The organism is Janthinobacterium sp. FW305-129 (genome assembly GCF_020858115.1).
GTDB lineage: Bacteria > Pseudomonadota > Gammaproteobacteria > Burkholderiales > Burkholderiaceae_D > Janthinobacterium.
In genome coordinates this window covers 145,847-165,498 of sequence record NZ_JACYMM010000001.1, presented here as the reverse complement: position 1 = coordinate 165,498, position 19,652 = coordinate 145,847, and the positions used below count along the sequence as shown (strand labels likewise).

The 19,652-nt window shown below is 64.4% G+C and carries 24 protein-coding genes; 14 read left to right on the top strand and 10 right to left on the bottom strand.

Translation table 11 applies throughout. The annotated features are described in order from the left end of the window. Nucleotides 1–26 precede the first annotated feature (26 nt). The 4 genes from IGS61_RS00740 (at nucleotide 27) to IGS61_RS00725 (ending at nucleotide 2,748) form a co-directional block, all read left to right on the top strand. The gene (locus tag IGS61_RS00740; protein WP_230537576.1) at nucleotides 27–713 is read left to right on the top strand and encodes a hypothetical protein; all 687 of its coding nucleotides are present in this window, start codon (nucleotides 27–29) and stop codon (nucleotides 711–713) included. 25 nt (nucleotides 714–738) lie between these two features. Next, on the top strand, nucleotides 739–1,071 hold the full coding sequence (locus IGS61_RS00735; protein ID WP_230537575.1) for a hypothetical protein: 333 nt from the start codon (nucleotides 739–741) through the stop codon (nucleotides 1,069–1,071). A gap of 84 nt (nucleotides 1,072–1,155) precedes the next feature. Continuing rightward, entirely contained in the window at nucleotides 1,156–1,797 is a 642-nt protein-coding gene (locus tag IGS61_RS00730; RefSeq protein WP_230537574.1) for a hypothetical protein, read from the top strand. Nucleotides 1,798–1,884: 87 nt separating this feature from the next. Beyond that, the gene (locus IGS61_RS00725; protein WP_230537573.1) at nucleotides 1,885–2,748 is read left to right on the top strand and encodes an alpha/beta hydrolase; all 864 of its coding nucleotides are present in this window, start codon (nucleotides 1,885–1,887) and stop codon (nucleotides 2,746–2,748) included. A 9-nt stretch (nucleotides 2,749–2,757) separates the two neighbouring features. Here IGS61_RS00725 and IGS61_RS00720 read toward each other — a convergent pair whose 3' ends face one another. Beyond that, nucleotides 2,758–3,645 (bottom strand): LysR substrate-binding domain-containing protein, encoded by an 888-nt coding sequence (locus IGS61_RS00720; RefSeq protein ID WP_230537572.1) that lies wholly within the window; start codon nucleotides 3,643–3,645, stop codon nucleotides 2,758–2,760. Between the two features lie 168 nt (nucleotides 3,646–3,813). Between IGS61_RS00720 and IGS61_RS00715 the strand changes: the two genes are divergently transcribed. The 6 genes from IGS61_RS00715 (at nucleotide 3,814) to IGS61_RS00690 (ending at nucleotide 7,173) form a co-directional block, all read left to right on the top strand. Further along, entirely contained in the window at nucleotides 3,814–4,434 is a 621-nt protein-coding gene (locus IGS61_RS00715) for a LysE family translocator (RefSeq protein ID WP_230537571.1), read from the top strand. A gap of 75 nt (nucleotides 4,435–4,509) precedes the next feature. Then, nucleotides 4,510–5,364, top strand: coding sequence for an undecaprenyl-diphosphate phosphatase (locus IGS61_RS00710; protein ID WP_230537570.1), 855 nt, complete (start codon nucleotides 4,510–4,512; stop codon nucleotides 5,362–5,364). Nucleotides 5,365–5,422: 58 nt separating this feature from the next. Next, entirely contained in the window at nucleotides 5,423–5,992 is a 570-nt protein-coding gene (mntP, locus tag IGS61_RS00705; RefSeq protein ID WP_230537569.1) for a manganese efflux pump MntP, read from the top strand. Nucleotides 5,993–6,098: 106 nt separating this feature from the next. Continuing rightward, on the top strand, nucleotides 6,099–6,305 hold the full coding sequence (locus tag IGS61_RS00700) for a hypothetical protein (RefSeq protein ID WP_070259409.1): 207 nt from the start codon (nucleotides 6,099–6,101) through the stop codon (nucleotides 6,303–6,305). Nucleotides 6,306–6,538: 233 nt separating this feature from the next. Beyond that, nucleotides 6,539–6,856: a hypothetical protein gene (locus IGS61_RS00695; protein WP_230537568.1), complete on the top strand. Its 318-nt coding sequence runs from the start codon at nucleotides 6,539–6,541 to the stop codon at nucleotides 6,854–6,856. Between the two features lie 71 nt (nucleotides 6,857–6,927). Next, a complete protein-coding gene (locus IGS61_RS00690) occupies nucleotides 6,928–7,173 on the top strand; it encodes a hypothetical protein (protein WP_230537567.1) in 246 nt (81 codons plus the stop codon). A gap of 13 nt (nucleotides 7,174–7,186) precedes the next feature. Here IGS61_RS00690 and IGS61_RS00685 read toward each other — a convergent pair whose 3' ends face one another. Then, nucleotides 7,187–7,408: a hypothetical protein gene (locus tag IGS61_RS00685; RefSeq protein WP_230537566.1), complete on the bottom strand. Its 222-nt coding sequence runs from the start codon at nucleotides 7,406–7,408 to the stop codon at nucleotides 7,187–7,189. Nucleotides 7,409–7,554: 146 nt separating this feature from the next. Between IGS61_RS00685 and IGS61_RS00680 the strand changes: the two genes are divergently transcribed. Then, a complete protein-coding gene (locus IGS61_RS00680) occupies nucleotides 7,555–8,271 on the top strand; it encodes an SOS response-associated peptidase (protein ID WP_230537565.1) in 717 nt (238 codons plus the stop codon). On the opposite strand, the gene IGS61_RS00675 is transcribed toward IGS61_RS00680, so the two are convergent. The 8 genes from IGS61_RS00675 to queE form a co-directional block, all read right to left on the bottom strand. After that, nucleotides 8,268–9,446, bottom strand: coding sequence for a DUF418 domain-containing protein (locus IGS61_RS00675; RefSeq protein ID WP_230538345.1), 1,179 nt, complete (start codon nucleotides 9,444–9,446; stop codon nucleotides 8,268–8,270). The genes IGS61_RS00680 and IGS61_RS00675 overlap by 4 nt on opposite strands. 17 nt (nucleotides 9,447–9,463) lie before the next feature. Further along, nucleotides 9,464–10,381, bottom strand: a complete 918-nt coding sequence (ldcA, locus tag IGS61_RS00670; protein WP_230537564.1) for a muramoyltetrapeptide carboxypeptidase — start codon at nucleotides 10,379–10,381, stop codon at nucleotides 9,464–9,466. A 32-nt stretch (nucleotides 10,382–10,413) separates the two neighbouring features. Continuing rightward, complete coding sequence (locus IGS61_RS00665) at nucleotides 10,414–11,331, bottom strand: alpha/beta fold hydrolase (protein WP_230537563.1); 918 nt, start codon at nucleotides 11,329–11,331, stop codon at nucleotides 10,414–10,416. 268 nt (nucleotides 11,332–11,599) lie between these two features. Continuing rightward, complete coding sequence (locus tag IGS61_RS00660; protein ID WP_230537562.1) at nucleotides 11,600–12,754, bottom strand: hemin-degrading factor; 1,155 nt, start codon at nucleotides 12,752–12,754, stop codon at nucleotides 11,600–11,602. 62 nt (nucleotides 12,755–12,816) lie between these two features. Beyond that, nucleotides 12,817–15,174 carry a TonB-dependent hemoglobin/transferrin/lactoferrin family receptor gene (locus tag IGS61_RS00655; protein WP_230537561.1) on the bottom strand — a complete coding sequence of 786 codons (2,358 nt, stop codon included), beginning with the start codon at nucleotides 15,172–15,174 and terminating at the stop codon, nucleotides 12,817–12,819. A 240-nt stretch (nucleotides 15,175–15,414) separates the two neighbouring features. After that, nucleotides 15,415–15,924: a tRNA adenosine(34) deaminase TadA gene (gene tadA / locus IGS61_RS00650; protein ID WP_230537560.1), complete on the bottom strand. Its 510-nt coding sequence runs from the start codon at nucleotides 15,922–15,924 to the stop codon at nucleotides 15,415–15,417. Continuing rightward, nucleotides 15,917–16,363, bottom strand: coding sequence for a 6-carboxytetrahydropterin synthase QueD (gene queD, locus IGS61_RS00645; protein ID WP_035819191.1), 447 nt, complete (start codon nucleotides 16,361–16,363; stop codon nucleotides 15,917–15,919). The genes tadA and queD overlap by 8 nt, the downstream gene beginning before the upstream one ends. A gap of 9 nt (nucleotides 16,364–16,372) precedes the next feature. Beyond that, on the bottom strand, nucleotides 16,373–17,008 hold the full coding sequence (queE, locus tag IGS61_RS00640; protein ID WP_076568494.1) for a 7-carboxy-7-deazaguanine synthase: 636 nt from the start codon (nucleotides 17,006–17,008) through the stop codon (nucleotides 16,373–16,375). Nucleotides 17,009–17,292: 284 nt separating this feature from the next. Here queE and IGS61_RS00635 point away from each other — a divergent pair, with 284 nt between their 5' ends. From IGS61_RS00635 to IGS61_RS00625, 3 genes are all read left to right on the top strand, one after another. Further along, a complete protein-coding gene (locus IGS61_RS00635; protein WP_230537559.1) occupies nucleotides 17,293–18,198 on the top strand; it encodes a sensor histidine kinase in 906 nt (301 codons plus the stop codon). Between the two features lie 89 nt (nucleotides 18,199–18,287). Then, complete coding sequence (locus IGS61_RS00630) at nucleotides 18,288–19,274, top strand: sensor domain-containing diguanylate cyclase (RefSeq protein WP_230537558.1); 987 nt, start codon at nucleotides 18,288–18,290, stop codon at nucleotides 19,272–19,274. A gap of 90 nt (nucleotides 19,275–19,364) precedes the next feature. Next, nucleotides 19,365–19,652, top strand: coding sequence for a type II toxin-antitoxin system Phd/YefM family antitoxin (locus IGS61_RS00625; RefSeq protein WP_230537557.1), 288 nt, complete (start codon nucleotides 19,365–19,367; stop codon nucleotides 19,650–19,652).

Below are 19,652 nucleotides of genomic sequence, written 5' to 3'. Positions count from 1 at the left end.
CTGACATCGAATCGTGGAGAACATACATGCACCAAACAGTAGCAACATCGCGTACCGCCCTGCTGGCGGCAGCCTTTACCGCCGTGGCGCTGGCGCAGCCCGCCATTGCCGCCGACACCGCCGTGGTACTGGCGCCCGTCGACGTGGCGAACCTGTACATCAAGACCATCATCAACCACGATGAAGCGAGCGTCGCCCAGCTCAACGCCTACCTGCGCCCCACGCGCCTGGCGGGCCACCAGAGCGCCGAATACGCGTCGTACAGCGGATTGAAGGAGACGGATGAGAAATTCCCGAAAGAAACCGGCAAGCTGATCGCCGACCTGTTCCCCGCCGCCATGCACGCGGCCGTCACGCCTGCCGCCGAACAGCTGGCCGCGAACGTCATCGCCGCCATGAATGGCGCCGCGTGCCAGGCCACCAAGGCCGACCCCGTGACGGTGGGAAACGGCATGCAGACGGCCGTCGTCAGCTTCGAATGCCAGCTCGTCAAGGTGCCAGTGGCATGGGCGGCTGCCGCCAAACAACTGGCGAAGAGCGGCTGCAAGGTCGAGCAATGCAAGGCCGGCCTGCAAAAGATCGCCGCCACCTACACGAGCTCGCCGAAGCAGACCTGGCGCGCCGCGTTTGCCGTCAGCCGCGAAAAGGACTCGGAAGCGTGGCGCAACGATTTCGCGCGCGAAACTTTCGATGAAATCTGGGAGTACCTGTAATCCTTCACTCATCTATGGACTGCCGGTGGATAAACCCAAACTGACACCCGTCGCCCAGCCGGCAGGCCTGGCCTTGCTGCGCCTGCTCGATCCCGACCATGTGGAAGGCGCCGTGGTCGCGCAAGCGCTGGCGCTAGACTTGCCTGCCCTGCACGCCAGGCAATTGCTGGCGCTGCTGCGCCGGCTGCGTGCCGCCCAGTCCAATCAGCAGGATTATGCGGGCGCCAGCCCCGCGCAAGCCGAACAGCAGTTCGGCGCCGCCATCGCCGCCGTCAAGGCTGAGCTGGCCACGCGCCCGCACATTCCCAACAAGCAGGAAGCCAAGGCCCTGCGCCAGGCGGCGGCAAAGAAGCGCTGAACGGGCCTGCGGTGCGCGGGCGGGCACGGCCCGCCTTCTATAATCGGTGACGATACCTTGTTTCCCGCACTGAAAGGACTCCCCATGCCCACATCAATCTCCCGCCATGTAGCCAGCTGCGCCGTATTGGCCTTTTCCGGTTTGGTCGCCATGCAGGCCGTCCATGCCGAAGAGACGGGGCCCATCGATGCGCGTGCCGTCTGGCAGGAACGCTCGCTGTCAACCTGCCGCAGCGGGCAATCGCACTCCGCGCCCGACGTCTGCATGTTGCGCACCATGCAGCGTACCGGTGCGCACCCGCAAGCCATCGCCGCCGCCAGGATGCTGGTCAGGGCAAACATGGCAGGTTACATCTCTGCCTGGCGCCCGCTGGGCAAGGTGGCGCTGGCCACCGTCACCTATCCGTTTCGCGCCAACACGAATGAAAGCACCTTGCTGATCGGCAGCGATGGCGCCGCCATCGACGTCGACGAGCACTCCGTGCGCGAGGAAGACCGCGCCACGCCTGCATGGCAAGCGTTTACCGCCGCCCACCCGGATGCCATGCCGTTTGCGCCCGCCGAGTTCGTCGGCAGTACGGCGACGGCCGATGGCGGCCAGAGCGTGCTGTTTTCCACGCCCCTGATCACCTGCCACGCCTGCGCCGACGATGGCGCGCTGCTGGTCGCCTACACGATCGACAAGGCCGGTATCGTGCTCGAGCGAAAACTCTTGACGATCAAGTAAGGCTGCATCAAAGATAAGATAGAATTGCTTGGTGGCATGTCTATACGAGTACATGCCATCGATCCAACTTACTTATCACAGGAAAACATGCGCCGCTCTTGCCTTGCACTGCACCTCACCGCCGCCCTGCTGCTGTCCAGCTCCTTCCACCTCGCCAATGCCGCGCCCGCCGCTGCCGCTTCCTCCAGCGCAGCCGCGCCGCTCGTCATCGGCGAAAGTTTCAGCATCGATTCGCAGGCGCTGAAAGAAAAACGCCACATCAATGTGTACATGGCGCGCGCCTGGGATACGCCGCCCGACGCACCGCTGCCCGTGCTGTACATGCCGGACGGCGGCGTGGCCGAAGACTTTTTACACGTGGCCGGCTTGCTGCAAGTGTCGGTAGCGAATGGCACGATGCGTCCGTTCATGCTGGTCGGCATGCAAAACACGCAGCGCCGGCGCGACCTGACGGGGCCGACGGACAGCGCGACAGACCGCAAGATCGCTCCCGTCGTGGGCGGTTCGCAAGCCTACCGGGCCTTCATCCGTGATGAACTGATGCCGGAAGTCAAGCGCCGCTACCGCACGACGGGCGAGACGGCCATCGTCGGCGAATCGCTGGGGGGCCTGTTCGTGGTGGAAACCTATCTGCTGGAACCGCAGCTGTTCGACCATTACCTGGCCTTCGACCCCAGCCTGTGGTGGAACCAGGGCGCCCTGCCGCGCCAGGCGGCGGAGTTGCTGGCCAAGGGCAAGCCAGGCAAGCACAGCCTGTACCTGGCGTCCAGCAGCGAAGCGGGCATTGCCGTGGAAGTGCAGCGCCTGGCCGACGTGCTGGCAAAACAGGCACCTTCCGGCTTGCAGTGGCACCAGGAAAAGATGCCGGCCGAAACCCATGGCACCATCTACCATCCGGCAGCGTTAAAAGCGTTCCGCGCCGTGTTCAAGCCGGCCGCCGCGCCCCAGTAAGCAGGACGGCTACGCCACCGGCAGCGCCTGCCCCATCTGCTCGCGCAGCCAGCGCAGCAAGGTGGTGCGGCGCGCATCGCCGTCGAATGGCAGCGGCGACAGCAGGAAATAGCCGCTGCCGTCGCGCCGGAAACCCAGGGGCGCGACCAGACGCCCGCTGTCGATCTCTTCGCGCACCATGAAGATGGAGCCGATCGCCACGCCCAGGCCGGCGCAAGCCGCTTGCAGGCTCAGGTAGAAATGCTCGTAGGTCTGGCTGTCGCCGTGGCCGTGGCTGCCGTCGTCCGCGCCGGCGGCGCGCCAGTGCGTCCAGGCGGCCGGGCGCGACGCCGTGTGCAGCAGGCGCTGCGCGGACAGGTCCAGCCGGCCTTGCCGCAGCAGGGCCGGCGCGCACACGGGCGCGATCCATTCCTCGCACACCTTTTCCGCATGCAGTGCCCCATCCCACGCAAAATCGTTGCGGCGCAGCGCCACGTCCACCGCATCGCGCTGGAACGCCACCGGCCCGCCCGAGGCGAACAGGTGCAGCGGCACCTCGGGATGCCGCCGGTAAAAGTCGCCGAGGCGCGGTATCAGCCATTTCATCGCGATCGTCGGCTCGCACGACACCACCAGCGGCCCCTGACGCACCGGCTGGCGCACGGCTTCGAGGGCGGCGTCGAGCCGCTCGAACGCTTGCTGGACGGCATCGCGCAACTGCGCGCCCGGCGCGGTGAGGAAGACGCCGCGGTTGCGCCGTTCGAACAGGGGCGTGCCCAGCGACGTTTCCAGCAGGCGGATTTGCCGGCTGACCGCCCCGTGCGTCACGTGCAGCTCGTCCGCCGCCTGGACGAAGCTGCCCAGCCTGGCGGCCGCCTCGAAGAAACGCAAGCTACCGAGTGCTGTCTGTCTGCTCATGATCTGTCATTTTTTCTCACGTATATCGGCAAGATATCATCGTTTTTCATCGTCCGCCATTATACGGATAATGCGTCTTCAGGCCACCGGCAAGGGCGAAGTGCCTTGCCATACAGGCGATGAATACTCACCGATTGCCATGCGGCCGCCATTCTCCAAGGAAGATACATGATTGCATTGCTTGCCGTTGCATTGATTACCCTGCTGGCCGCCATCGTCCCCGGCCCCGATTTCGCCATGGTCACGCGCAACAGCTATCTGCATGGCCGCCGCGCGGGCTTGCAGGCCGCGCTCGGCATCGCGCTGGGCGTGCAAGTGCACGTGTTCTATACGATGTTTGGCGTGGGGCTGCTCATCGCCAGCTCACCGGCCTGGTTTACGGTGATCAAGTTTGCTGGCGCCGTGTACCTGATCGCCATCGGCTGGCAAACCTGGAGCAACCGCGCGGGCCTCGTCATCGACCTGCAGGGCGGCGCCAGCGTGCCCCGGCGCACGATCCTGCTCAACGGCTTCCTGACGAATGCCCTGAACCCGAAAACCACCTTGTTCGTCATCAGCACCTATACGCAGGTGGTGCAGCCCGGCACGCCATTGCGTGTGCAGTTCGCCTACGGCCTGTGCATGTCCGCCATCCACCTCGCGTGGTTTGCCCTGGTGGCCATCTTTTTCTCGCAAGCAAGCTTTCGTTTGCGCATGGTCAAGCACCAGCGCACCATCGACCGGCTGATCGGCACGCTGCTGATGGCGCTCGGCGTGCTGCTCGCTTGCGCCAACATGGACAAACTGTAATGGCGCGCACGGCTCAGGCGCGCGATGGGGCGGGTAAAATCGGCGGCCCTGCGTTTCCATCCAAGTCCCTTCCCCATGAGCTTTTTGCAATTATTTATCCTTTCCATCGTCCAGGGTTTCGCCGAGCTGCTGCCCGTGTCCAGCTCCGCCCACGTCATCATGGCGGAAAAATGGATGGGACTGGACCCGACCTCGCCCGAGCTGACCATGCTGCTGGTGATGCTGCATACGGGCACCATGTTCGCCGTCATCGTGTATTTCTGGGCATCCTGGCGCGCCACGTATTTCAGTTCGGCCACCGCCTTCCGCCGCAATGTGCTGCTGCTGGCGGCCGCCACGGCCCTGACGGGCATCGTCGGCTTCGGCTTGCTCAAGGGAATCACCCACGTCATGAGCAAGGATGCGCCCGGCTTTGAAATCGAGCACCTGTTCGGCAATGCGAAACTGATGGCTGCCGCCCTGGCTGCCGCTGGCGTGCTGATCATTGTGTCGTCGCGCCTGCAGGCACGCCAGCATGGCACCTTGTCCATCGGCAAGGCGATGCTGATCGGCGCCGTGCAAGGCCTGTGCCTGCCCTTCCGCGGCTTTTCCCGCTCGGGCGCCACCATTTCGGCCGGCATCGCCATGGGCGTGCCGCAGCGCCGCGCGGAGGAATTCAGCTTCGCCCTGGCCGTCGTGCTGACGCCGGCCGTGCTCGTCAAGGAAGGCTGGCGCTTTTACCAGGCCGTGGCAAATGGCAGCCTGGACCATCTGGAACACGGCAACAGCCTGCTGCACCTGCTGGGACCCAGCCTGCTGGGCATGCTGCTGTCGTTCCTGGCCGGCTTGCTGGCCCTGCGCTGGCTGTCGCGCTGGCTGGAACAGGGCCGCTGGCATTTCTTTGGCGCCTATTGCCTGCTGGCCTCGCTGGTGGTGCTGTACGTAGGGTAAAATCGCCGGGTTTCTAGTTCATACATACATCCCAGCCAGGTTTTACAGAAAGCCAACGATGAATTTCGCCGCCACCGCCGCCCTCTCGCTTGCCATGTCCACCGATGCCTTCGCGGCCGCCGTGGGCAAGGGCGCCGCCCTGCACAAGCCGCAATGGCGCGAGGCGCTGCGCACGGGCCTGATCTTTGGCGTCATCGAAGCCATCACGCCCCTCATCGGCTGGGCCCTGGGCAGCGTGGCCGCGCCCTACGTGGAAGCGTGGGACCACTGGATCGCCTTCAGCCTGCTGGGCATCATCGGCCTGTTGATGATACGCAATGCCCTCTCCGACGCCGACGAGGAAGAAGCCCCCGCGCAATCGCACTCGTTCTGGGTGCTGGCCGTCACGGGCCTGGCCACCAGCATCGACGCCATGGTCGTGGGCGCCGGCCTGGCCTTGCTGGGCGCCAACATCGTCGTCACGGCCGCCGCCATCGGCTTTTCCACCTTCGTCATGGTGACCCTGGGCGTGATGCTGGGCCGCGTACTGGGCACCATCGCCGGGCGGCGCGCCGAACTGGTGGGCGGCCTGGTGCTGATCGTCATCGGCTGCGTGATCCTGTACGAGCATATCGGCCATCCGGCCTGAGGAAGGGACGACCGACAGGCGCGCACGGCATCAGCGCCGGCGTGGGCGGCAGCGCGCTTTGTGCTACATTGAATACTCTGCATTCCTGTCCCGCAAGGTGACCATCATGGAAACTCTGGAGCTGCTTTTTGCCTCGCTGGTGCGCGAGACGGCCGAGTCGATACGCGACCACCACGTCCCTTTTGCCATCAAACACGACGAGCGCGCGTATTTCGAGTGGATGGATGGGCATCCGATCAATGGCTATATCCAGGAAGCGTATCGCGAGATCGAAGAAACCGCCCAGCAGATCCGCGCCATTCGCGCTGGGTGATGACGGCTGGCCAAATCGGCTGCGCGGGGCGCTTTGCGGCCTGCGATGCTCACCGTACTTATGTACGGTTGCGCTTCTCGGCCACAAATCGCCGCCGCTCGCTACGCTTGCAGCAAGCGTCGATACGCTAGTTGAATGCGTTCAAGGGACGTATTGATACAAATCAAACACTCTGCTGTTCGATACGCTCAAAAAGGTCTGAGCCACCACAATCAGGTCTGGAGGCGGGAGACATGGATCAGGAACAAAGACACCAGATCAGGGGCTATGAATTTCATGTGGCGGGGGCGCTGGAGAAGGATGGGCGCTACCGGGGCATGATCTTGATCAGCAAGCGCGGCGATACGCTGCAGGTGTACGCCAAGCCCGTGCTGATTGAAACGCCCAGCAGTTTCAAGTCCGTGCATGCGGCCTTGATCGAGGCGTCGGCGTATGCCCAGGAACTCATCTATAACGGCGCCATCAAGGCGCTGCTGCCGGCCGATGCGCCACTGGCGGATACGCAGGCTGGTACGCAGGCGCCGCAGCCGCCGGATTTCGTCGGCAACTGACGCTGGCAAGCTCATCCGGCCGCCCTGGGCGCGCGTATAATGACGCGCTTTCCCGGATGAAAACGCAGAATATGGAATATGTGAATTTGCCGCTGGTCTTCCTCGTCGGCTGCGCCCTGATCGCCTTGCTGGCCAAGAAGAATGGCTATTCGTGGTACCTGTTTTTCTTTGCCATCGCCGTCCCCCCGCCCCTGCTGCTGCTGGCCTTGCCGCATGCGGTGGGCGCGGAGGCCGCCACGCTGACCTCCGTACGGCTGGGTACCGCCCTGCTCTTCCCCGTGGCCGGCTTGCTGCTGGCCCTGCGGCGCAAGCGCTGACCGGCAAGCTGCGTCAGCGCGCCTGCATGCCATCGGCCAGGCGCCAGCCGACGGACAGCGCCAGTTGCTGCGCCTCTTTTTCGTTGCTGCAATCGTCGTAATCGCAGGTATCCGCATACGCCCCGCACGCCTGGTTCTGGCTGATGTACGAGCCGACCCAGCGGCCATCGCGGCGCTGGCTGGCCGTGGCGCTGATGGTAAAACCTTTGTGGATGGTGGGATTTTCAAAAGGCATAATTCCTCCGATGCAAGAATAGCGTCAGGAACCTGACTGGCTTCCACTGTGCGCCTTGCGGCCGCCCAGGTCTGTACGTTTGACCACACTCACGAAAAGGGTGTGCGCCGCGCTCATGCCAGCAAACGATCGGGTATGATTTCCCCATGTGTGGACGATTCGATCAAAATGACACGGCGCGCGTGCTGGCGTCGTCCTTCGGCTGGACCGACGCGGTGTTCGACAGCGAGGCCGAGCCGCACCTGAACGTGTCGCCCGGCACCTACCGGCCCGTGCTGCACATCCAGGATGGCCAGCACCGGGTTGACGACGTCTTCTGGGGCTACCGGCCCGCCTGGGCCGCGCAAGCCGTGCCGGCGCCCGGCAAGAAAAAAATCCCCATCGCCATCAATGCCCGGCTGGAAAAACTGGCCGGCGCCTACTGGAAACCGCTGCTGCGCGCGGGGCGCGGCATCGTCTGCGTCGATGGCTGGTATGAATGGACGGGGGAAAAAGGCAGCAAGCAGCCGTGGCACATCCACCGCCGCGACCGCGCGCGCCTGTTCCTGCTGGCGCTGGCCCAGTTCGGGCCGTACAAGCACAACCGGGAAGAAGCGGGTTTCGTGCTGGTGACGGCCGACAGCCTGGGCGGCATGGTCGATATCCACGACCGCCGCCCCGTGGCCGTCAGCCGGGAAGACGCGCACCGCTGGCTGGACCCCGCCCTGACACCCGAGCAGGCGCTGCACCTGGCGCGCACCTGCATGCTCGACGCGGACCTGTTCGAATGGCATGCCGTCGATAATCCGCTGGTGCCGTCCGCCAGGGCCAAGGCGCCGCCGCCGGCCGCGGCGCAAAGTACATTCGACTGGGGTACGGATTAAGGCAGGCGCGCCAGCCGGCGCCACAGCGCTTCCATCGGCCCCTGGCGGAAGTATCTGAGCCAGTAGCGGCTCAGCAGCACCTGCCCCGCCATGATCGCCAGGGCCAGGCCCAGCATCTCGATGGGGCGCAACGTGGCGCCCCAGCCCAGCCCAGGCCCCTGCAGCAGCCAGGTACCGATCAACGATTGCAGCAGGTAATTGCTCAGCGCCATGCGTCCCACGGGTGCCAGCCACGACCCCAGCCAGCGCAGCATGAAGGGACCGGCCAGCATCAGCGCGGCCACGTAACCGGCCGCCAGCACGGGGCCGCCGGCGAACAGGCCCACTTCGAACAGGGCCGTGTCAAACACGGTTTGATATGGATCAGCCACCTGCCAGGCAATGGCGCCCGCCGCCAGCAGGTTGAACGGCAAGCCCGCGCCCAGCCCCACGGCGCGCACGCGGCGCCACAGGCGCTGGTGGCGCTGCGGCTGCGTCAGCCAGCCGCAACGCACGGACAAGATGCCCAGCAGGAACAGCACGACGATATGCGGCAGCATGACGACCGAGGACAGCACGGAGACGAGGAAATCGTTCGCGCGCAGCCTGGCCACGGCCCACACGCCGCCTTGCGTGTAGGTCGCGTAGCGGGCGGCGAAGTTTTGCAAATCCTGCGCCGTATCCGGCGCGCCGCCCTGCTGGCTCACGGGAATGAGCAAACACATGAACAGCAGAAAACCGCCCGCCACCAGCCAGGCGCGGTTGCGCACGCGGCTGAGCCTGGCGGATGCCAGGGACAGGATCAGCATGCCGGCCACCGCATATGAGGTGAGCACATCGCCGCTCCAGATGAGGAAACCGTGCAGCAGGCCGAACACGAGCAGCCAGCGCAAACGGCGCCGGTAGGCCGCTTGCGCCGCGCCCCAGCTGCCCAGCTGGCGCCGCAGCGAACGTGTCTGCAGGGCAAATCCGGCGCCAAACAGAAACGCGAAGATGGGGTAAAACTTCAATTGCGCCAGCGCCGCCACGCCGAAAATGACGAGCTGGTCCAGCACGGGCGGCTGCGCGGGCAAGGTGCCGTAGCGCAAGGACAGGCTGCCCCAGGCGAACGACCAGATATTCACCAGCAAGATGCCAAACACGGCGATGCCACGCAGCACGTCGAGCTGCAGCAGCCTGCCGGGCCTGGCGTGCATCGAGTCCAAGGCGGCGTTCAGGGGCGGGCCAGGGTCGGGTAGTCGCTCACCTGCAGACTGAAGCCGGACGCATCCGATTGCAGCCGCGCCTGGCCGCCGAAGGGCAAGGTGACCCGCCGGCGGATGTGGCCGAATTCCAGTCCCGTCAGCACGGGCACGGGCAGGCGAGCGCGCACGTAGGCCAGCATGGCGTCGAAATCGTAGCCCTTGTCCATCGGGCTCAATTTATAGGCGGAAAAGTCGCCCAGCACGATGGCCTGCTGGCGCTGCAGTACGCCCGCATGCAGCAATTGCAGCAGCATGCGCTCGACCCGGTACGGGTGTTCGTTGACGTCTTCCAGGAACAGGATGCCGCCATCGACCTGCGGGAAATATGGCGTGCCGAGCAAGTGCACGAGCATGGCCAGGTTGCCGCCCCACAAGGTGCCCACCGCCTCGACCTGCGGATTGCCGGCAGACACGCCCGTGACCGTGTGCATGGGACCGGCCAGGCATGACCACAGCTGGTCGAGCGTAAATTGCTCTGGCTCGTCGCGCGTAAAATCATCACAGACCATGGGCCCGGCAAAGCTGGCGCGGCCCGTCTTGGCCAGCAAGCCCATGTGGAAGGCCGTGAAGTCGCTGTAGCCGACGAACAGCTTGCGGCTGGCGGCCATGGCGGTAAAGTCGATGTCGGGCAGGATGCGGCTGATGCCATAGCTGCCGCGCAAGGCCAGCACCACTTGCACGTCCGGGTCGGCGGCTGCCGCGTTCAGCTGCGCCAGGCGGCCCGCATCCGTGCCGCCGAAGCGCTGGAAGCTGTGTTCGGGGTCGTAGTAATTGTGGACGGTGGCGCCTTGCGCCTGCAGGCGGGCGATGCCGCGCGCCACGGCCGCGTCATCGGGCGCGCAACCGCCCGGCGCCACGATGGCGATGCCAATTTCAGGTGTCTTCAAAATGCCCGTGCCTTCAAAAATGGTGGGCGCGCCTAGGCTGGCTGGGAGCGCATCTGGGGCGCCATCTTACCTTGCAGATGCACATCGATCAAGGCGAGCAGGCGCTCGATCAGCTGGGGCGGCATGTCGTGCCCCATGCCTTCGATCACTTCCAGCCGCGCGCCCGGAATCAGCGCCGCCGTATCGATGCCGCAGGCGACGGGGATCAAGGGGTCGGCCGCGCCATGGATCACCAGCGCCGGGCAACTGATGCTCGGCAGCAAGGCCGTGCGTTCGCCCGAGGCGGCGATCGCCACCATTTGCCGCGCCACGCCTTCGGGGCAGCTGCCCCGCTGCAACGCCGCTTCGATGCGCTGGTACAGCAGTTTTTCCGAGACGGGATAGGCGGGACTGCCGATGACGCGCACGGTGGCGGCCATGTGCGCCATCAGTTCGGCGCGGCTGGCATTGCGCTTCGGCCGTTGTAACAAGGCATTGCGCGCCGCCCGCGTGGGGCCGGGCAAGCCGCGCCGGCCGCTGCTCGACATGATGGAGGTCAAACTGAGCACTTGCAGCGGCGCGCGCGCCGCCATCACTTGCGCGATCATGCCACCCATCGACACGCCGATCACATGCGCCTGGGCAATGCGCAGGGCCGCCAGCAAGCCCAGCGCGTCGTCCGCCATGTCATTCAAGGTGTAGGAAGTTTTCAGGGGCCAGCCCAGCAGGTTTTTCACGTAGGCCAAGGGCAGATACGGTTTGCCCGCCAGCGCCATCTTGCTCGACAGGCCGCTGTCGCGGTTGTCGAAACGCAGGACGCGAAAGCCCTGTTCCACGATGCCTTCGACGAAGTCCGCCGGCCAGGCGATCAGCTGCATGCCCAGCCCCATGACCAGCAGCACGCACGGGTCATCGGGGTTGCCGTGGCTTTCATAAGCTATGTTGAGGCCGTTCGCCATGATGGTTGCCATGATTGCCTCTCTTCAGGAACCAGCACGCAGACACGATCGCTGCGGCCTTGCAATCAGCATACCACTATTGTGCTTCAGACATGAGACCGGCACGCGGCACCCAGCTGAAGTGTTGCTCTGCTCGCACATGACATAACCTACTGCGCGTCGCGACTTGCGGCCTGCGATGCTCACCGTACCTAAAGTACGGTTGCGCTTCTCGACCACAATTCGCTTCCGCTCGCTACGGCTCTGTCACGTGCTGATACTCATCAACTTGCAAAAAACCTTATTTTGCCTTTGGCAGACTATCGGCCAGGTCCACCCAGCTTTGCGGCTGCGGTTTGCCCCGCTCGCGCACGCCGAAGAAGGAGACCACTTGCGTGCCGTCGTTGTCGAAGAATTCGACGGAAGTGACGCCGCCGCGCTTGACGATCCAGCCGCTGCGCAGGGCCGTGTCGCGGATGTGCAAATTAAAATCCGGGTCGAGCACGTTGAAGAAGCCGCCGGCGGCCATGGTTTTCTCGATCTTGCCGCTGTAGATCTGCGTCAAGCCTTCATTGCCCAGGAATACCATGATGGCGACCTTGTCCCTGGCCGCGTTTTCCAGCAGGGTGCGCAGCGCTTGCGGCGTCACGCGCTCGACCACGCCGGCCGGCGCCAGGCGCAGCGCCTGTTCGCGCGACAGGTGGAATTCGCGCATGATTTGCGCAAACTGGTGCACGTCCGTCATGTCTTTCCAGGCCAACTGGAATTCCTTGACGTCTATTTCGCTGTCCGGCTTTTCCGCCGCTTTCGGCGCCACGGCCAGCACGTTCAATTCAGCGCTTTGCTGGGGCATGCGGAAAGTCGCCACCAATTTATCGTAGACGGCCACGCCCGGCTCGTTGCGCAGGTAAATCTTGTGCACGGCCGTGCCGTTGGCGTCGAAAAACTGCAGGCTGCGCGTCGGCTTGCCATCGCGGCCTGCTTGTTCTACCGCAAATGCGTATTTCCAGTTTTCAAAGTGGAAACGCAGGTCGATCTGGCCGCCCAGGTAGCCGCCGGCGATATTGCGCTGGCGCGCTGCCGTTTCCGGGTCCTTGGCGTCGGCCTGCTCGGACTTGTCGCCCGCCTGCTTGAATTTGCTGGCGACGCCCGTCGTTTCGATGACGCCGTTTTCATTGCGCGTGATCGCTTGCACGAGGCCCAGGTCCAGCGCGGCGCGCATGATTTCGCGCGGCTGGTTGCCGTCCGCCTGCAGGCGCGTGACGCCCTTGCCGATGTTGGTTGCCAGCAATTGCGCTTCGGATACACCCAGCGCGCGCGCCGCGTCGCGGATCTGCAGCTTCGGCTGCTCCGTGCGCAAGGTGGACCAGCGTTCCGCCAGGGTGGCTGGGGCCGCATATGCGTTTGCAATCAGCAGGCTGCCTAGCAGGGATAGAACGAGTTTGGATAACTTCATAGAGAGACCATTCAATCAAACATGGAAAAAAAGAGGGGCAGGCGCCCCTCCCCGGTAAAAATTCAGAAGTTCACGCTGAGGCTGGCGGCGACGTTGCGGCCCGGCCTGGCGTAGCGCTCGATCTCGGCGCGGCTGGCAGCCGTGGTGCCGGCGGCCAGGCTGCGCGCGGCGGCGTAATCCCAGTACTTGCGATCCGTCAAGTTGTACACGCCGACGATGATCTTGGCGTTCTTGTGCACGTTCCAGTAGGTCGACAGGTCGAAGATGGTGTACGACGGCACCTTGAAGAGCGGCGCGATCCCGCCCATCAGCAAATCGTTCGGCGCCTGTTTCTCGCCGGCATGCAGCGCCGTCAGTTCCAGGCCGAACAACTTGTTCGCATGGTCATAGCCGAAGGTCAGGGCCGTCTTGGCCGGCGCCACCGAGGCCAGGCCGCCGCTGTCGCCCGTCAGGGTATTGAAAGAGCGGCCCTTGGCCACGCCCGTGGCCAGGTCGACGCGGTAGCCCTGCATGGCGGGCAACCAGGCGCCCAGCTCCGCGCGCAGGCTCAGCTCGGCGCCCCAGGTGCGCGCATTGCCAATGTTTTCCGGACGGAACAGGCCCAGGGTGAGGGTCGGGTAATTCACCGGATCCAGCTCTTGCGCCACGTACTCGATCATATTCTTGTACTCCGTCTGGTAGACGGACGCCTGCATGCTCAAGCCCCTGGTCACGTCGCCTTTCAGCCCCAGTTCATATGCCTTGCTGGTTTCCTTGCCCAGATTCGGATTGCCCAGCACGGCATAGCCATTACCCGTGCCCGTATAGCTGATGGAATCATAGGTACCCGTGCGTTCGATCGCCGTCGGCAGGCGCGTGCCGCGCGTGAACGTGGCGTAGGCTTGCATTTGCGGCAGCACTTCCACGGACAGGCTCAGGCTCGGCGTGAAGTAGGAATCGCTCTCCTTGCGCACTTCCTTGGCCGCATTCGGCACGCCGATCAGGTAGTTCTGCAGGTTTTTCGGCTCCAGCTTGCGGTAGTCGGCACGCAGGCCCGGCGTCAGCACGGCTTTCTTGCCGCCCAGGTCGAAACTGAGGTCGTCGCGCACGTACAGGGCCAGCTTGGTGACATCCATGTCGGCCATGCGGTTCTTGCGCGTGATCTGGTGCTCGCCCGTGGCGATGAGGGTGCGGTCTTCCATCCAGGGCCGGCGCGATTTGGCCTGTTCCAGCTGCACGCCGTACAGCAGCGCGTTGTCCGCGTTGAGCTGCTTGAACGCTTCCGAACTCAAGCCGATGCTGTCATTCTTGAAGCTGGTGTCGATGGCGCGCTGGGCATTGCCGCGGTAGACATAGCGCCCCTTGCTCTTGTCCTCGATCTTCGCATTCTGCAGGTAGACTTTCGAGGTCAGGCGGTCGAACAGGGCGAAATCCTTCAGCACCACCTCGTGGCCCAGGCTGACGCGGGTGCGCTTGGTGGTGGAATCCTGCTGCACGCCGTCCGGGTACATGGCGCTGACTTTATTGTTGAGGTCGCGCTTGTTCTTGCGTTCGAACATGTCGACCGTCAAGTCCAGCTTTTGTTCGCCCGGCAAGGCCCACACCAGCTTCGACAGCAAGGCGTTCGAATGCCAGTCATCCGGGTTGACGGTGGCGCTGCCGCGGCTGTCAAGCTGCTCGCCGTCGCGGTGCACGTACACGGCCAGGCCCTGCAGATTGGCGCCGATTTTGGCGGCGCCCGTCAGGGTGTGCGCATTGCTGCGGTCGGCCGTGGCGCGGCCATACTTATACGCCACGTAATGGTCCACCCCTTCGCCCAGGAAATCCTCGGGCGACTTGGTGATGAAGGCCACGCCGCCGCCCAGGCCGGGATTGGCGCCGCTGACGGCCGTCGTGCCCGAATCGATGCGCACTTCGCGGAAAGTTTCTGGATCGAAATAATCGCGGCCCATGCCAAACGCGTTGAGGGTAGTGCTGTCCGGCTTCGGTGCGGCATCGGGCAGGGAAATACCGTCGAGTTCCAGGCTGACCCGGTTGCCTTCCAGGCCGCGGATGTTGTAACCGGTGTTGCCCGCGCCATCCCAGATGCCGCCGCCGCCCGAGGCCGCCATTGGCGTGCTGATCAGCGGCTGATAGCGCACGATGCCGGCCATGTCCGTCACGTTGCGGCGCTCCAGGTCGTCACTGCGGATCACCGTCTTGGTGCCCGCGCGGCGTTCGTAATCCTGCTTGGCGTTGACGACGATTTCCGGGAAGACAGGCAGCCTGGCCGGTTCCTGGGCTGCCGTGCCCGCGTTGATGGCGGCCGTTTGCGCCACGGCAGGCAGCAGCGGCGCGGCGAACAAGCCCAGCAAGGCGGCACGCAACACGAGGTTGTGGCGGCGGGCAGGAACGGGAGATACGACGGGCGCAGCGGAGCGCTGCAGAAGCACTGTAGTCATGATGATCCGGTTTAAGAGTGGAGGCTGGCTCTTGAACCCGGATCGATAACGAAAGTGTTAACGATGCATAAGGAAAGTTTGCTGGCGAAAACAATACTGTAACACGAATCATTCTCGTTTGAGAATGGCAAAGTGGTCTATACAGATGTTATTTCGCAACAATTATAAAAAATGCCAGCCGGGGTGGCTGGCACGGCTGGCACGCGGGACAAGGCTATGACGGCCCTGCCTGGGCCGAAATCAGGCCGGAGGATGGGCCAGCTTGCGCGCGTCCGCCTGCGCGCGGCGGCGCTCGGCAAAGAAACGCTTGAGGAAAGCGCCGCACTCGTCGGCCAGCACGCCCCCTGCGATGGCCGTCTGGTGGTTCAGCGCCGGCTGCTCGAACAGGTTCAGCACGGAACCGCAGGCGCCCGTCTTCGGGTCGCCCGCGCCGTACACGACGCGCGCCAGCCGTGCATGCAGCATGGCGCCCGAGCACATCACGCACGGTTCCAGGGTCACGTACAGCTCGCAGCCGGGCAAGCGGTAGTTGCCCAGCTTTTCGGCGGCCGCGCGCAAGGCCATGACTTCCGCGTGCGCCGTGGGGTCGTGGCGGCCGATGGGCTGGTTGTAGCCCACGGCGATGACTTCGCCATCCTTGACGACGACGGCGCCCACGGGCACTTCACCCAGATCCCACGCGTGCTGGGCCTGCTCCAGGGCCAGCTGCATGTAGCGCGCGTCCTGCGCGCCAGCGTGCGTTTCAGTCATCGGTCACTTCTGCCCAGCAATTCGGCGTTTCATGCAGCACCAGCTTATGCAGGTGCAAGCCCGTGCCGAAATGGTCGGTAAAGGCCGCTTTCAGGATCTCGAAGGCGATGCGCGCCAGGTTTTCCACGGTCGGGATGCGGTCGATGACGACGGTTTTATGGTCGGGCAGGCTGGCCAGGAAATCGCGCACGGCCGTGTCCTTCTCGTAGACGAGGAAGGCGTGGTCCCAGACGTCGACCAGGTGCTGCTTGGCCAGCGTCTTGACGTCGGAAAAGTCCATGATCATGCCGTTGTCGGAATTGCCTTCCGCTTCGATGACCTTGCCGACCAGGGTGATTTCCACCGTGTAGCGGTGGCCGTGCAGGTTGCGGCACTGGCTTTTGTGGTCGGGAATGCGGTGGCCCGCGTCGAATTCGAGCTTGCGTGTGATAGTCAGCATATTGTTTTGTTAAGGTATTTGCAGGAGTTTATGGGTTTGCAGGCTCAGCTTCCACTTCGGGTTGCTTTTGCACGTCTCGATGGCCAGCTGCATGTTGTGCGCGGCCAATGGACCATCCATGGCCTGCACGAAGAAGTTCTCGAAATCGAGCCCTTCGTAGGCGGCCAGGTCTTGCTGGAACTGGGGGATGACGACCTTGATTTCGTTACCCTTGTGGACGACCAGTGTCGAGCCCATCTTCGGGCTGACGCAGATCCAGTCCACGCCGGCGGGCACGGGCAAGGTGCCGTTGGTTTCGATGGCGATGGTAAAGCCCACCGCGTGCATGGCGTCGATCAGGGCAGTGTCCAGCTGCAGCAGCGGTTCGCCGCCCGTAAACACCACATATTTGCTGGCGGTATAGCTGGCCGGCCACAGGCTGTCGATCAGCGCGGCCAATTCCTGCGGCGTCTTGAACTTGCCGCCCAGTTCGCCATCGGTGCCGACGAAATCCGTGTCGCAGAACTGGCACACGGCCGTGGCGCGGTCGCTTTCGCGGCCCGTCCACAGGTTGCAGCCGGAAAAGCGGCAAAACACGGCGGGACGGCCCGCATGCGCGCCTTCGCCCTGCAGGGTGTAAAAAATCTCTTTGATGCTATAAGTCACTGTATTTCCTAAGAGCTGGCTGGCGTCATCGCGCAGGGCGAACGCATCGAGGCCGGCGCAGCGCACCGTCACCGCAAAAGCCGATTGACAACCCTCTATTATATGCCGCCACGACACTTTCCGTGCAAATGCCGTGCCTGCCACCCGGCGGCGCGGCATCCAGCGGCAAGAAAGCCACAATGACGGGCAAAACTGCACGGCTTTTGCGTTTAGACAATATAAATAGCCCAAAGTTAATATATTTTCTGTAAGAACATTGCCTGACGGAAAACATTTTGGGGAGCATGGACATGGTGCAACGCTGGATACGCCCGCCGTACCGCCGGAGCATTCTGGCCTGCCTGGCGGCCGCCGCTCTCGCATCCCTGCACGCGGGCCATGCCGCCGGGCCGATGCTGCAGACGGGCACGCCCTCACCTTCGATGCTGGCCTGCGCCATCCTGTGCGGCGGGCTGGCGCTGCTGCTGTGGCGCCAGCACCGGCTGGCGCTGCGCCTGCGGGCGCTGGAACAGCTGCGCGCGCAGGCCGAGCAAGAGCGCCTGGCCAGCGGGCAGCACAAGGCACGGGAACAGGAGCGCCTGCGCATCGGGCGCGACATCCATGACGACCTGGGCCAGCACCTGCTGACCCTGAAAATCGACCTGGCCATGCTGCAAACCAGCACGCCTGACGCGGATCCCTTGCTGACACGGCAATTGGCCATGATGGCGCGCAATGTCGACCTGAGCATTGCGGCGCTGCGCTGCGTCATCCACGACCTGCGCCCGCCCGCCCTCGACGCGGGCCTGCAGGCGGCGTGCGACGGCTTGCTGGCGGATTTCAAGCGCACCACGGGCATCGATTGCAGCTGCGACTACCAGCTCGACGCCGCCGCCGGCAGCGCGCACGGCCCCTTGCTGTATCACGCGCTGCAGGAAGCGCTGGCGAACATCGCCCGCCATGCGCGCGCCACGCATGTCCAGCTCTGCCTGCAGCAAGCGGGCGACACGCTGGCATGCCGCATCAGCGACGACGGTGTCGGGCTGACGGGCTCGCCGCCACGCCTCGGCTGCGGCCTGTCCGGCATGCATGAGCGCGTGGCCGCCGCCGGCGGCAGCCTGCACATCGAAAGCCACAGCGGCGCAGGCACCACCCTGAGCCTGTCGCTGCCCCTGCCAGCCAGCCACGACGAGGCGATGCTCCATCGCTGAAAATATTGCTCAAGATCAACACCATCGGCCTCGCTGCGCTGCATCATGGCCAACGAGCCTGCCCCATTCACCCCAAGAAGGATGCTTACATGCCGGATAGCCACGCACCTGCCAGCGCCTCGCCCTACGATGAAGCCCAGGGTTTTGCCGTCAAGATGATGGAATTGCTGGTGGTGCCCACCTTTGTCCTCGACGTGCATGGCCAGGTGATGATCTGGAACCGCGCCTGCGAACAGCTGACGGGCGTGCCGGCCGCCGAAGTGCTGGGCATGCGCGAGCCGGGCCGCTGCTTCTACAACGACGAGCGCCCCACCCTGGCCGACCTGCTGCTGGCCGGACGCGGCGGCGACCTGCGCGCCCTGTACGCGCAGCAGCAATACCGCAGCAGCACGGGCAACAATCTGTGCGCGGAAAACTGGTGCGACATGCCGCGCACGGGGCGGCGGCGCTACCTGGCCGTCGATGCCAGCCCCATCTACGGCAACCACGGCGAACTGATCGCCGTCGTCGAAACCCTGCGCGACATGACCGATGAAAAGCGCGCGCAGGCGGAACTGCAACGCCTGGCCACGCGCGATGGCCTGACGGGCCTGGCAAACCGGCGCTGCTTCGACGACACCCTCCTGGCCGAGTGGCAGCGCGCCCAGCGCCAGAGCCAGCCCCTGTCGCTGCTGATGGTCGACGTCGACAATTTCAAGGAATACAACGACAGCCACGGCCACCAGGGCGGCGACCTGTGCCTGCGCAAGGTGGCCGGCGCCGTGGCCAGCGAAATGCGCACGAACGACCTGGTGGCGCGCTACGGCGGCGAGGAATTTGCCGTCATCTTGCCGAACCAGTCGCTCAAGGGCGCGGCCATCGTGGCCGAACGCATCCGCCAGCGCGTGGAGCGGCTGCAACTGCCGCGCAAGCGTCCAGACGGGGCCTGCGTCACCGTCAGCATCGGCGCCGCCACATCCCTGCCCGGCCCCGGCACGGAACTGGGGCAGCTGATCCACACGGCCGACTGCGCCCTGTACCGCGCCAAGCACCTGGGCCGCAACCGCATCAGCCTGCCGGAAACGACGCTGACGTAAGCGGCAAGTGCCGGCATCAGGAAACACGACCAAATTTGGTGTATATTTAGTCCTATCCCATTCAGATGCACATTCAATCGCGGAGCCGCCATGAACCTCAAGGAACGCATCAAGCCGATTTCCTATTTGAAGGCCAACACGACGGAAATCGTCAGCAGCTTTGACGCGGGCCAGGATGAGCCCCTCATCATCACGCAAAATGGCGAAGCGAAGATGGTCGTGCTGTCCATGCACGCCTACCAGGAAGGCAAGCGGCAGGCCCAGCAGATGCAGGAACAGCACGCGTTCATGAAGCTGATCGCCATGGGCAACCAGGAAATCGTGCGTGGCGACGTGCTGTCCGAAGAAGCTTTCCTGGCCAGCCTCGACCAGGCTTGA